This window comes from Escherichia sp. KTE172 (assembly GCF_000408845.1).
Lineage (GTDB): Bacteria > Pseudomonadota > Gammaproteobacteria > Enterobacterales > Enterobacteriaceae > Escherichia > Escherichia coli.
The window spans coordinates 2,725,208-2,738,323 of record NZ_KE137316.1 but is presented as its reverse complement, the minus strand read 5'-3'; the positions used below and the strand labels follow the sequence as shown (position 1 = coordinate 2,738,323).

Genomic DNA, 13,116 nt, shown 5'->3' with positions numbered 1-13,116 from the left:
AAAGTCCCCTTAAGCCTGCAACGTTATTGTTTCGATTCGGTGCTGGCGTTTTCCTGGCTGGAGGAAATTGCTCGTGCTTTGATACCCGGACGAATGCGTTGCAAACCGGAAACAATCACCCGATCGCCAGCCTGTAAGCCAGAGGTGACGACCCACTGGTCGCCGATGGCTTTGCTGGCTTCAATTTCGCGTAGCTGCACAACATCGTCTTTATCCAGAATGAGCGCCGTTGCTTTACCCTGGGCGTTGTGGGTGACACCTTCCTGCGGCACCAGTAATACATTCTGGCGGCTACCTTCATCCACTAATGCCGTGACATACATGCCAGGCAGCAAGTCACCATTTGGGTTGGGGAAAATCGCCCGTAACGTCACGGAGCCCGTGGTTTCATCCACCGTCGGGTCGGAGAATTTCAGCGTGCCGGTCTGGCTGTAACGTTTACCATTTTCCAGATTGAGCTGTACTGGCGTACTGCCCTGAACCTGTTTGATTTGCCCACTGGCGACCTCTTCTTTCATACGCAAGAAATCCTGCACCGACTGCGTGAGATCGACATAAATCGGGTCCAGACGTTGTACGGTAACCAGCGAATCTGCCTGATTAGCGGTAACGAGTGCGCCGACGGTCACCGACGATTTCCCGCTGACGCCCGTAATCGGCGAGGTGACATTTGCGTATTGCAGGTTGATAGTCGCCTGTTCAACAGCCGCTTTGGCGACGGTGACATTGGCTTCTGCTTCATTCAACTGGGTGCGCGCGGTGTCGTAATCCTGACGGCTAACGTAGTTGGTCTTCAGCAACGATGCCTGGCGGTTAAAGGTGATGCGGGCATTGCTGGCGGTAGAGAGCGCTTTCGCCAGCGTGCCTTTGGCGGAGTTCAGCTCGGCCTGTAAAGGTGCAGGATCAATCTGATACAGCGAATCGCCCTGGTTCACTTTATCGCCTTCGATAAAGTTGCGTTTAATGATAATACCGCCCACCTGGGGACGTATCTCGGCAACTTCATAAGGAACGGTTCTACCGGGTAATTCGCTCAACACATTGACCGAACCGGGGGAGAGCGTGACGACACCGACCTCAGGCGTCATGGCGGCGGCGTTTTCCGCCGATTTGTCATCGCAGGCGGTGAGCATCGCGCCGCAGAATAACAACGGTATTAACAGCTTTCTTCTTCTGTTCATTTTAGTCCCTGAAAATTCTTGAGAAATAACGGTTCTTTAAATTGCGCGCGAGGAGAGATATGAGGGATTTACAGACCAGCGGCATAGTGGGGTTGTCAGCCAGTAAGGTGGGATACAGGCATAGTGATCGACATGGTGAGGTCAACGACAAAAAAAATGTTGCCGTTCTGCCAACAGTTCCTGCCAGCATTCGGGCAACGAAGGGTTCTACTGGTGGATACACATACCAGGGGAATAAAGTCGTTTTCGCCTCTCCTTTAGTAATCACCGGGGGTAATGAAATCAGCATCTGCATCCCTCGTCATGCCAGCCATCAATTTCAGTTGCTTATGTCCTGACTAAAAATAAGATGTGATACCCAGGGTGACGATGTCGCTCATACGTCTTAGTTTCAGCTTGTACATAATGTTGAATTTCTGAATCTTTAATGTTTGTTGCGAAATATTGAGCGTCGACGTGATATTGCTTTCATTTTTATTTTTCAGAATCAGTTGCATAATTTTGAACTGATTATGTGAAAAACATAATTGTGAATTCTTATGGGGCAAGTGTTTACCATAAGTAATCTCAAGAAGATTTTTGATACTTTCTTTGCGGCTGACAAAATAAATAGGCGCTTTAGCTTTTAGTTTACTGATGTGATAAGGTGCCAAAACAATAATTCTCTCGGCATCTAATTTCTCCAGAAATTTAATCGCTTCTTCATCAAGGATATGATTGTGATAGGTATCAATGATAACCTTGAAGGGTTTATTGCCTACTTTTTTGATCTCTGACAGGGAATTGATTTTTATCATTTCGTGATTATCTTTCAACTGCCAAAAGCCCTGTAAAAGAAAAGAATCTTTCGTCATGAGAAAAATCATAACTTGCTCCTTAGCCGTTATCGTTTCGAACATGTCATCCTTTTCATTATTTACATCCTTGTCCGAATCGTTGTTCAATATAGTAAACGCCTATAAGAACTTTGCCCTTCGTGAACTAATACGTTTATTAACACTAATCAATACTTCAGATTTATCCATCACGCACTCCATATATTGATCCTAAGTAAGATTCCTGGTTGTTAACAGTTTGTAAATAGTAAACAAAAAGTTAACGTTTGCGGATTACTGCCCAAGAATAAGTTATCAATAACCAGTTTGTGATCTCTGAAGAATATTACTAAAGTTAAAATGTAATCCGATTTAAATATCGAGTCTCCTTGTTTCGACTTAAGCTGGCAATTGGATTGCCAGCTTTCTTTTAACGCATTGAAATTACCTGAGTAAATAACTCATTCATGTCTTCAGGTTTTTATATAGCGTCTGGAGACACGGATATTTATGCAATGTAATCAACGCCTGTTGCAAAAAATGAACCCGGATTACTTATTTAACCGCCCATAGCATCAACGCTTACGGAACTCTTTGTTCACTTTCCCACAGCACTTTTAAAACATTAAACCTGACTACGGAAAATATCAGCCATGATAATGTTTGAAATGGCTAATTTGCCATGGAATGAAAAAATCAGATGAAATTCAGTAGGTTGAAATAATCATCAGCAGGTAATTATTTCAATGATAGTGCGCAATTGATCTACAACGCTGTGTAGCGGAGAGAGTATTAATCGGATCATAGTCACATCAAGTGACTATGATCCGGGTGACAACTGGGATAATTATTGCTGCTTAACGAACAAACTGGCGAAGCTGAACAGGCTGGCGGCGCTAAATATCAGTTCAATACCCACCAGTGTGGAAACCAAAGTTACAGACACCATCGGCGTTGCACCAAGGAATATCCAGGCAATGACGATATCCAGCACACCAATAACGAGCTGTAGCCAGCTGCCTTTCATTGAACGCTGACGATACCAACTCATCAGGCGAATAACCCCTGCAACACAGAACAAACCGGCAATAAATGCCGCAATGGCAAAAATGCCCAGCTCCGGTGCGCGGATGAAGAAATAGCCGATCAATAAATAGGCGACTGCGACGAGGAAACCGGATAATACCGGCCAGAAATTATGACTGCGGTTGCTGAATAATCCAACAATAAGCGCAACGCCCGAGCATATTAATAATGCACCCACTACCGTGCTTAAAATATCGCCAGAGACGAACGGGAAACTGATACACAGCAACCCGACGATAAACAGCAACACGGCAATAAACTGGATTGCTCTGCGATGCTTTTTCAGCATCTCCAGATCAAACTTCAAAATTGTTGCCTTATCTATATATAACATAGAACCACCCTATAAAATTAAGAAGAAAATCCCCTGCTATCAATCTATGCCAAAAACGCGTCTAAGAATGCAGTCGATTTAATAAAAATTTCCTAATTACAGTATCTGATGCATCTGTAACTCATTGTATTGAAATAAAAATATCTGATTTTGATATTTTCCATCAACATGACATATACAGAAAACCAGGTTATAACCTCAGTGTCGAAATTGATTCGTGACGGCTCTTTCACTTTATAGTTGAGGATATTACGATGAAAAAAGTATTAGGCGTTATTCTTGGTGGTCTGCTTCTTCTGCCAGTTGTGAGCAATGCAGCGGATGCGCAAAAAGCAGCTGATAACAAAAAACCGGTCAACTCCTGGACCTGTGAAGATTTCCTGGCTGTGGACGAATCCTTCCAGCCAACTGCAGTTGGTTTTGCTGAAGCGCTGAACAACAAAGATAAACCAGAAGATGCGGTTTTAGATGTTCAGGGTATTGCAACCGTAACCCCAGCTATCGTTCAGGCTTGTACTCAGGATAAACAAGCCAACTTTAAAGATAAAGTTAAAGGCGAATGGGACAAAATTAAGAAAGATATGTAATTCCGGGAATGCGTTACATCGTACTTCCTTGCATATTGAACAGGCCGGAATATCTTCTTTAAAAGCAGCTATTCCTCCTGTTCATATATAATCTCTATATTGAATGGGTTACAAAATGAATATTTCATCTCTCCGTAAAGCGTTTATTTTTATGGGCGCTGTAGCGGCTTTGTCACTGGTGAACGCACAATCTGCGCTGGCAGCCAATGAATCCGCTAAAGATATGACCTGCCAGGAATTTATTGATCTGAATCCAAAAGCCATGACACCGGTTGCATGGTGGATGCTGCATGAAGAAACAGTATATAAAGGTGGCGATACCGTTACTTTAAATGAAACCGATCTCACTCAAATTCCTAAAGTGATCGAATACTGCAAGAAAAACCCGCAGAAAAATTTGTATACCTTCAAAAATCAAGCATCTAATGACTTGCCGAATTAATGAGGTACAAGTAAAAAGGAGTAGCAAGTTGAGCCATCTTGCTGCTCCTTTTTGCATTTTTATATGACAGCAGAATTTATTATACGTCTTATACTCGCAGCAATTGCCTGTGGCGCTATTGGCATGGAAAGGCAAATGCGCGGCAAAGGAGCAGGGTTACGCACACATGTATTAATTGGCATGGGAAGCGCCCTGTTTATGATTGTTTCGAAATATGGTTTTGCTGACGTACTGTCTTTAGATCACGTCGGACTCGACCCCAGCCGTATTGCTGCTCAGGTGGTGACGGGCGTCGGGTTTATCGGTGCAGGTAACATTCTCGTTCGTAACCAAAATATTGTAGGTCTGACGACGGCAGCAGATATCTGGGTGACCGCCGCCATTGGTATGGTTATTGGTAGCGGTATGTACGAACTGGGCATTTATGGTTCAGTGATGACCTTACTGGTGCTGGAAGTCTTCCATCAATTAACCTTCCGCCTGATGAACAAAAATTACCATTTACAGCTGACATTAGTGAACGGTAATACGGTATCAATGCTCGACTGGTTTAAGCAGAAAAAAATAAAAACGGATTTAGTTTCGTTGCAGGAAAATGAAGATCATGAAGTGGTCGCCATTGATATCCAGCTTCATGCCACGACGTCGATAGAAGATCTGTTGCGATTATTAAAAGGTATGGCAGGGGTGAAAGGCGTTTCAATTAGCTAATCTGTATAGTTATTTATTCACAGGAGTACCAGAGCGGTACTCCTGTTGGTTTTAATGATCGAGGACGATAAGGGGTGAATGGTTGGCAGGATCTTTAAGTACGGTAATATCCGCGCCGTAGAGCATTGTCAGCGCCTGCTGTGTCAATACGTCCTGCGGTTTACCATTTGCGATAACCTTTCCTTTTTGCATTAATACAATACGGTCTGCATAACGCGCGGCAAGATTTAGATCGTGCAATACGCAGCAAACATTGAACTGCCGTTCGTGAACTAGCTGGCGTAATAAACGAAACAAGTGCTGCTGATGGTGAATATCCAGCGCCGAAGTTGGTTCATCAAGAAATAACCATTTCGGTGAGGGAGTAGGTTCCCAGAGTTGCACCAGCAGGCGCGCTAATTGCACGCGCTGTTGTTCACCACCGGATAATTGCCGATAGTCGCGGTTTGCTAACGCCTGACAGTCACATAACGCCATTATTTGTGCTGTTTCATTATCCTGATTACCAGTACGATGCGGATGCCGCCCCATCTGGATAACTTCTTGTACGCTGAATGGAAACGCCATGTGGCTATTTTGACGCATCACGGCCCGGTGTTTCGCCAGTTCAGTAATCGACCATTCATTTAATGGCTTATTAAACAACCGACATTCGCCGCTATCAGGTTGAAGATAGCCGGTTAACTGGCGAAGCAGCGTAGATTTTCCCGCACCATTAGGGCCGAGAATGGCAACAATTTCCCCACCGGGAAAAGTCAGCGAGACATTATCAGTCAGACGCCGCCCCTGAAGGCTATAAACCAGATTCTGGGCGCTGATCATGTGATCCTCCGGTTGCGCAGAATCAACCACATAAAATAAGGACCACCAAGCAGGCTGGTTAATAATCCCACGGGCATTTCTGCTGGCTGTACCAGCGTGCGGGCAAGCGTGTCTGCCATCAGCAATAAACAGGCTCCGGCGAGGGCGGAGCAAGGGATTAGCCAGCGGTGATTTGCCCCGGTAGTCATACGAATCAGATGCGGGATCACCAGGCCAATAAAGCCGATAATGCCGCTTACCGATACGGCGGCACCAACGAGCAGTGAGCTCACTAACAGTAATTGCTGGCGTTTACGCTTAACGTTCACGCCGAGGTAGTGGGCTTCTTCATCACCGAGCTGCAGTAAATTCAGCGTTCCGGCGAGACAAGTTGTTGCGATAATGGCCGGTAGGATGAATGAACTGGCAACCAATAACGTCGGCCATTGCGCCTGTCCAAGATTGCCCATCATCCACAATGTGAGTTGTCGTAGCTGCTGCTCATCGCCGATATAGCTCAGTATGCCGATCGCTGCGCCGCACAGGGCATTGATGGCGATACCGGAGAGTAATAATTGCATCATGCTGCCATCGCGATGGCGCTGCGTGATGAGAAAAATGATGGTGCAGACCACTAAACTTCCGGCAATGGCAAACACCATTTGCTCATAGAGCACCAGCGCCACGGGGAAGGAGAAGGGCAGCACAATAGCAACGCCGACCATTAATGCAGAACCGCTACTGACGCCGAGTAATCCAGGGTCAGCCATTGGGTTGCGAAAAAGCCCCTGCATAATTACCCCGGCGGCTGCCAACGCTGCACCTACCAGCACCGCCAGCAAAACCCGTGGTAGACGAATATTGAGCCAGATATCGCGGTATTCCTCATCAAAAAGGGCATCAAAACTGATCTTTAACGCTCCCTGACTGGCACCGAACAGCACCAGAGCGAGCAATAATAGTGATAGCCCCATAAAGATCCTGGCGGAAGAGAGTGAATCCTTGAGCACGCAAAACTCCGTTACGACATTACGGCGCGGAGATTCCGCGCCGGGGTATCACGCCGGTTTCAGGTCCGGTTCAATCAGACTGTGGACCTGCTGGTTAAGTGCTGGCGCATTTGCCAGTTCATGGATATGTGCGGCGACATCGGCACGGTGAACAAAACCATGACACTCCTGATTTTGTATCCGTTGTGCTTTGCCCGTTGCCGCCCCATCAAGCAGACCGCCAGGGCGGAGAATGGCGTAATCAAGCTGGCTGGTTTGCAACCAGCTTTCCGCCAGCGTTTTTTCCCGTACCGCCTGACCAAACGCAGCCTTTGCCCGCTCCGATAAAAACGGCCAGCTATCGCCGCATCCCAAAGAGGTCACCAGAATCATGCGACTGATGCCGGCCTTTTCGGCCTCATCAATCACTGTTCTGTGCGCCAGATAATCCTGAGCTCCTCCCATTGTTGAGATGATAAGCGCATCCGGGCCAGCTGCGCGGCAAGCAGCCGCAACTACGCTGGCATCACAGGCGTCGCCTGTAAAAACCTGTACGCCTTGTTGCGCCAGTTTCGTGGCGGCATCGGCATGACGAATGACAGCAACGACCGGACGTTGTTCCGCCAGCGCCAGTTCAAGCGTTCTGGCACCCACACCTTTTCCGCCTGCGCCAAAGAGTAGCCACGGCGTCATCAGGCGTGTTCCTTTAACGATGCCGCCAGAGCATGGAAAGCGTTGACCTGTTCGCTCAGGAGCTGACGATGGTCATCCCTGCCGAGGAAGATTTTCAGCATGGCGCTGCCTTCCTTATTGAAAAAGAGAATAGAGGCGGTGTCCATGCCCATAAATTTACGTTCGATCAAGGCAATATGCGTGCAGTTTTCTGCTTTGATATGCCCGGACATGCCGTGCTTTCCGCGTAGGTTGAAATAGCCGTGGCGGTGGAAACCCGAAGGCAGTTCGCCGCTAAATTCGAGGATTACATCGGCAGTATGTACTAACGTGGTGACGTTGCCCCATTCGCAGACGGTATCCCAGACAGTATCGAATTTATCGCCTGACACTATGGTAGAGGAGGGTAGATTTCTCACTACCTCCAGCAGTGTGGTGTTGTATTGTTCGGCTACCACCTCCAGCGTACCGTCCGGCTCCGTTTTCAAAAATTCTTGTAACGAGACATGGCTCATAAATCACTCCTGTTATGGTTTTTCACGCACAATCGCTGGCGCATTAAGTACCTGAATTAGTTCATTAAGAGACTGCAAAATATTGCTTGCCCAGAAACGACCTTCATTAGTCAGCCGCAGGCAAGTTGACGCATCGCGGCTTAAGCCTTTTTGGTGCCATTGAGCCAGTAACGGCGCGAGTTTTTCGGCATGTGGCGTAAGTTCATCCAGCGGTACACGCGCTGTTTCAACACCTGACTGCAAGGTATGACGCCATTGCGCATTACGTTCGGCGTTACGCATGATCATCATCAGCGGTTTTTTGCCTGCCGCGACGGATTCATGCCAGGTCTGCAGATTGCGTTCGTTCATCCAGGAGTAACCATTAATCGAACCGCCGGCTCCGGAACCAAAGGCCAGACAATCGGCACCTTGTTTTATCAGCAGGTTATAGAGATTGCGTTCGCGTGTGGTACGGCCCCAGTGGCTGTTACTGATGCAGCGCCAACCGGCATCGTCCATAAAATCACACCCTTGCAGATAAAGATCGCGACGTTCTGCCGGTGAGGGTACGGTAGTGCGCCCATTTTCCACGGCTTTGCCCAGCGGTGTATTGGGCAGGACATTGAGCGCATAGAGATCGACGCCGTCGAGACCGATATCGCGAGCAATAGCCAGATCTTCTCCCCAGGTTTGCGCATCCTGACCCGGCAGGCCAAACAGCAGGTCACAGACCACCGCAGCACGGTCACGTTTGACCAGGCTTTCCATAAACGCAATGGCGGTTGGGCCATCCGAGGTGCGGGCCATTTTCTTGCGGATTTTGCTGTTAAACGACTGGATACCAATTGAGAAGCGGTTTGCTCCTGCATCAAGACAACCATCGATTCGCTCAGCGTCAAAATTCAGTACCCGGCCTTCGATAGTGATTTCACAATCAGGGGCCAGTGGCAGCTTTTCTCGTAATGTGGTGATGATTCTGGCCAAATCGTGTGCCGAAAGCGCGGAAGGCGTACCGCCACCGAAATAGACCGCGTGGATGGGGGCAGACTGATGCAATACGCTGTCCGCTTCCATTTCTATTTCACGAATCAGGGCGTCGGTATAATGAGCACACGCATCTTCATTAAAACGGTTCTGATAAAAGCCACAAAACGTGCAGTGTGTCGCACAAAAAGGAATGTGTAGGTAAATCAGTCGCTTACGAGGTGATGCCGTTTGATTGATCATCTCTTGCCAGGTCTGTGCCAGTTGCTCTTTGGCAACCGGAATGGCTCCACGAAACGGCATCATGGCGCGCCTGTCTTTAAATGGCTGATCACCGTCTAAAGCAAAATGTGGCGTGAGATCCAGGGTGTTATTTGTGTTCATTCGTCTGATTTAAATCCATTTATTGCGGCCAAAGCTGCTGGTGTAAAGACTCAACGACATCAGCAATACGCGGACCCATTCCCAGAATCAGGTTTTGATCAACGGTGATAATGCGCTGGTTTTTCCATGCGGCAGTGTGGGTAATTCCGGCAATAGAACGTAGCCGATTAATATCGCCATCGACCATTTGTGAGGTTACGACAATCACTTCTGGATTGGCCGCAATCAGTGATTCTGCACTGTAGCTTTTGTACTGCTGGTGGGTTGCGACGTTTTCTGCTCCGGCAAGCGAAAGAATGGCGTCCGCGACGCTGCCTTTACCGGCAACCTGTGGCGCACTTCCGCCTGCGGAGAGAATAAACATGGCTTTAACCGGGGCTTTTTTGGCCGCCACGTTTTGCTGTACTCGCTCCAGGCGTTGGTTGATCTGTGTCACCAGCGCCTCGCCTTGTTCAGGAACCTGTAGCGTTTTTGCCAGTTGGCGAATGTTGGCGTACATCTGCTGAAGGGTGGCAGGCACACGCGGCAGGGTGACGACGTTGACTTTCTGCGCTCGTAGTTGGTCGAGCACAATTTGTGGCCCGGCATCCTGCCAGGTAATTACGCTATCCGGGCGAAGTGACAAAATGCCTTCGCTGCTGAGTTGTTTCCAGTAGCCAATATGCGGCAGTTTGGCGGTTTCTGGTGGATAAGATGTCGTTTCATCGACACCAACCACGCGTTCGCCAGCGCCCATCGCGTAGATTAGCTCCGTCAGCGATCCTCCTGCGACCACGATACGTTCGGCAGCCGTTACGCTAAAAGCCCAGCTAAGAGCCAGTACTGCCGTAAACAATTTTTTTCGTTTTACCGCGGTCTTCGCGGCAGAGGCCACGGCTGAAATACATAACGTCAGTGGGGAAAAAAGAAACGGCCTGGTGATGATCCTTGGCATAATATGAGAACTCTTATCAAATTGAGAATGATCATGATTATCATTTGAGTTATATATGAAATACAACCGTCGATTCAATACGCAAGGCGTTACAAGCGTATTTATTTTTGATTTTTATCAAGATGCTTCGTCAGCTAACGTTCTTGTTACCGACTAAATTTCAGCGCGGGAAAAAGCTGAGAACCCAGAGATATCGAGGCTTGCAGAGCAAAGCGAAGAGAAAATTATCACTGTTAACGACAAAGTTTAGTGATGAGGTCATGGGGGAATAACCATAAAAATAAAGTGGTTTCCAGGGCGCAGGATAAGTTTCATAACCCCCTGTTTATTGTGTTAATGGCGGTTAAAAAAAAGCTTGATCATAAAAAATTGATCGATAATAATTCTCATTATCACGTTTGCATTTAACAAAATACGGCCATATGGATAACAAAGCCATATCATTTACAAGGGGTAACGCACAGCGCTCTTCACTCCTGATGGGGCATATCGTTTTGCCTGACAAAGAGGGCGTGCTTTTGCGTATTTGCCGAGATACCAGGCAATTTCATGGGATATAAACGCCTGTAAACTCACCCGGCGAATATTATCGCTCTGAATTTTAAATAAATTTATTTTTCGCCAGCCACCCCGGTATTAACCCAGGCAGCCAGCATTTTTTATTTTCCTCATGGAGAATCGCTATGTCACGTCCGCAATTTACCTCGTTGCGTTTGAGTTTGTTGGCTTTGGCTGTTTCTGCCACCTTGCCAACGTTTGCTTTTGCTACTGAAACCATGACCGTTACGGCAACGGGGAATGCCCGTAGTTCCTTCGAAGCGCCTATGATGGTCAGCGTCATCGACACTTCCGCTCCTGAAAATCAAACGGCTACTTCAGCCACCGATCTGCTGCGTCATGTTCCTGGAATTACTCTTGATGGTACCGGACGAACCAACGGTCAGGATGTAAATATGCGTGGCTATGATCATCGCGGCGTGCTGGTTCTTGTCGATGGTGTTCGCCAGGGAACGGATACCGGACACCTGAATGGTACTTTTCTTGATCCGGCGCTGATCAAGCGTGTTGAGATTGTTCGCGGACCTTCAGCATTACTGTATGGCAGTGGCGCGCTGGGTGGGGTGATCTCCTACGATACGGTCGATGCAAAAGATTTATTGCAGGAAGGACAAAGTAGTGGTTTTCGTGTCTTTGGTACTGGCGGCACGGGGGACCATAGCCTGGGATTAGGCGCGAGCGCGTTTGGGCGAACTGAAAATCTGGATGGTATTGTGGCCTGGTCCAGTCGCGATCGGGGTGATTTACGCCAGAGCAATGGTGAAACCGCGCCGAATGACGAGTCCATTAATAACATGCTGGCGAAAGGGACCTGGCAAATTGATTCAGCCCAGTCTCTGAGCGGTTTAGTGCGTTACTACAACAACGACGCGCGTGAACCAAAAAATCCGCAGACTGTTGAGGCTTCTGATAGCAGCAACCCGATGGTTGATCGTTCAACAATTCAACGCGATGCGCAGCTTTCTTATAAACTCGCCCCGCAGGGCAACGACTGGTTAAATGCAGATGCAAAAATTTACTGGTCGGAAGTCCGTATTAATGCGCAAAACACGGGGAGTTCCGGCGAGTATCGTGAACAGATAACAAAAGGAACCAGGCTGGAGAACCGTTCCACTCTATTTGCCGACAGTTTCGCTTCTCACTTACTGACATATGGCGGTGAGTATTATCGTCAGGAACAACATCCGGGCGGCGCGACGACGGGCTTCCCGCAAGCAAAAATCGATTTTAGCTCCGGCTGGCTACAGGATGAGATCACCTTACGCGATCTGCCGATTACCCTGCTTGGCGGAACCCGCTATGACAGTTATCGCGGTAGCAGCGACGGCTACAAAGATGTTGATGCCGACAAATGGTCATCTCGCGCGGGGATGACTATCAACCCGACTAACTGGCTGATGTTATTTGGCTCATATGCCCAGGCATTCCGCGCCCCGACGATGGGCGAAATGTATAACGATTCTAAGCACTTCTCGATTGGTCGCTTCTATACCAACTATTGGGTGCCAAACCCGAACTTACGTCCGGAAACTAACGAAACTCAGGAGTACGGTTTTGGGCTGCGTTTTGATGACCTGATGTTGTCCAATGATGCTCTGGAATTTAAAGCCAGCTACTTTGATACCAAAGCGAAGGATTACATCTCCACGACCGTCGATTTCGCGGCGGCGACAACTATGTCGTATAACGTCCCGAACGCCAAAATCTGGGGCTGGGATGTGATGACGAAATATACCACTGATCTGTTTAGCCTTGATGTGGCCTATAACCGTACCCGCGGCAAAGACACCGATACCGGCGAATATATCTCCAGTATTAACCCGGATACCGTTACCAGCACCCTGAATATTCCGATCGCTCACAGTGGCTTCTCTGTTGGGTGGGTTGGTACGTTTGCCGATCGCTCAACACATATCAGCAGCAGTTACAGCAAACAACCTGGCTATGGTGTGAATGATTTCTACGTCAGTTATCAAGGGCAGCAGGCGCTCAAAGGCATGACCACTACTCTGGTATTGGGCAACGCCTTCGATAAAGAGTACTGGTCGCCACAAGGCATCCCACAGGATGGTCGTAATGGAAAAATTTTCGTGAGTTATCAATGGTAATCATCTGCCCCGATATTTCGGGGCATTTATCTG

Annotated in this window: 14 protein-coding genes; 5 read left to right on the top strand and 9 right to left on the bottom strand. The window is 47.9% G+C overall.

Annotated features, from left to right (window positions below; translation table 11 throughout):
• Positions 1-23: 23 nt before the first annotated feature.
• Entirely contained in the window at positions 24-1,133 is a 1,110-nt protein-coding gene (gene mdtE / locus G434_RS10740) for a multidrug transporter subunit MdtE (protein ID WP_306174501.1), read from the bottom strand.
• Positions 1,134-1,240: 107 nt separating this feature from the next.
• Here mdtE and G434_RS10745 point away from each other — a divergent pair, with 107 nt between their 5' ends.
• Complete coding sequence (locus G434_RS10745; RefSeq protein ID WP_001205327.1) at positions 1,241-1,519, top strand: hypothetical protein; 279 nt, start codon at positions 1,241-1,243, stop codon at positions 1,517-1,519.
• Here G434_RS10745 and gadE read toward each other — a convergent pair whose 3' ends face one another.
• Positions 1,520-2,047, bottom strand: a complete 528-nt coding sequence (gene gadE / locus G434_RS10750) for an acid resistance transcriptional activator GadE (RefSeq protein WP_000576690.1) — start codon at positions 2,045-2,047, stop codon at positions 1,520-1,522.
• A 796-nt stretch (positions 2,048-2,843) separates the two neighbouring features.
• Entirely contained in the window at positions 2,844-3,416 is a 573-nt protein-coding gene (hdeD, locus tag G434_RS10755; RefSeq protein ID WP_000965681.1) for an acid-resistance protein HdeD, read from the bottom strand.
• Between the two features lie 254 nt (positions 3,417-3,670).
• On the opposite strand from hdeD, the gene hdeA reads away from it, so the two are divergent.
• The 3 genes from hdeA to G434_RS10770 all read left to right on the top strand — a co-directional run bounded on the left by hdeA (position 3,671) and on the right by G434_RS10770 (position 5,156).
• Positions 3,671-4,003: an acid-activated periplasmic chaperone HdeA gene (gene hdeA / locus G434_RS10760; protein WP_000756550.1), complete on the top strand. Its 333-nt coding sequence runs from the start codon at positions 3,671-3,673 to the stop codon at positions 4,001-4,003.
• 115 nt (positions 4,004-4,118) lie between these two features.
• Positions 4,119-4,445 carry an acid-activated periplasmic chaperone HdeB gene (hdeB, locus tag G434_RS10765; protein WP_001298717.1) on the top strand — a complete coding sequence of 109 codons (327 nt, stop codon included), beginning with the start codon at positions 4,119-4,121 and terminating at the stop codon, positions 4,443-4,445.
• 63 nt (positions 4,446-4,508) lie between these two features.
• Positions 4,509-5,156 (top strand): MgtC/SapB family protein, encoded by a 648-nt coding sequence (locus G434_RS10770; protein WP_001315061.1) that lies wholly within the window; start codon positions 4,509-4,511, stop codon positions 5,154-5,156.
• 51 nt (positions 5,157-5,207) lie between these two features.
• Here the strand turns inward: G434_RS10770 and G434_RS10775 are convergent, their stop codons facing one another.
• The 6 genes from G434_RS10775 to shuT are packed head-to-tail and all read right to left on the bottom strand — an operon-like array spanning position 5,208 to position 10,417.
• The gene (locus G434_RS10775; protein ID WP_000622315.1) at positions 5,208-5,978 is read right to left on the bottom strand and encodes a heme ABC transporter ATP-binding protein; all 771 of its coding nucleotides are present in this window, start codon (positions 5,976-5,978) and stop codon (positions 5,208-5,210) included.
• Entirely contained in the window at positions 5,975-6,967 is a 993-nt protein-coding gene (gene shuU / locus G434_RS10780; RefSeq protein ID WP_000910398.1) for a heme ABC transporter permease ShuU/ChuU, read from the bottom strand. Before shuU ends, G434_RS10775 begins: the two co-directional genes overlap by 4 nt.
• A 48-nt stretch (positions 6,968-7,015) precedes the next feature.
• Positions 7,016-7,639, bottom strand: a complete 624-nt coding sequence (gene chuY, locus G434_RS10785) for an anaerobilin reductase (protein WP_000189349.1) — start codon at positions 7,637-7,639, stop codon at positions 7,016-7,018.
• Positions 7,639-8,133, bottom strand: a complete 495-nt coding sequence (hutX, locus tag G434_RS10790; protein WP_000020046.1) for a heme utilization cystosolic carrier protein HutX — start codon at positions 8,131-8,133, stop codon at positions 7,639-7,641. The genes chuY and hutX overlap by 1 nt, the downstream gene beginning before the upstream one ends.
• Positions 8,134-8,145: 12 nt before the next feature.
• The gene (hutW, locus tag G434_RS10795; RefSeq protein WP_001095617.1) at positions 8,146-9,483 is read right to left on the bottom strand and encodes a heme anaerobic degradation radical SAM methyltransferase ChuW/HutW; all 1,338 of its coding nucleotides are present in this window, start codon (positions 9,481-9,483) and stop codon (positions 8,146-8,148) included.
• Positions 9,484-9,502: 19 nt separating this feature from the next.
• A complete protein-coding gene (gene shuT / locus G434_RS10800) occupies positions 9,503-10,417 on the bottom strand; it encodes a heme ABC transporter substrate-binding protein ShuT (RefSeq protein ID WP_001322813.1) in 915 nt (304 codons plus the stop codon).
• Between the two features lie 683 nt (positions 10,418-11,100).
• Here shuT and chuA point away from each other — a divergent pair.
• Complete coding sequence (gene chuA, locus G434_RS10805; protein WP_000089587.1) at positions 11,101-13,083, top strand: TonB-dependent heme/hemoglobin receptor ChuA/ShuA; 1,983 nt, start codon at positions 11,101-11,103, stop codon at positions 13,081-13,083.
• Positions 13,084-13,116: the final 33 nt, after the last annotated feature.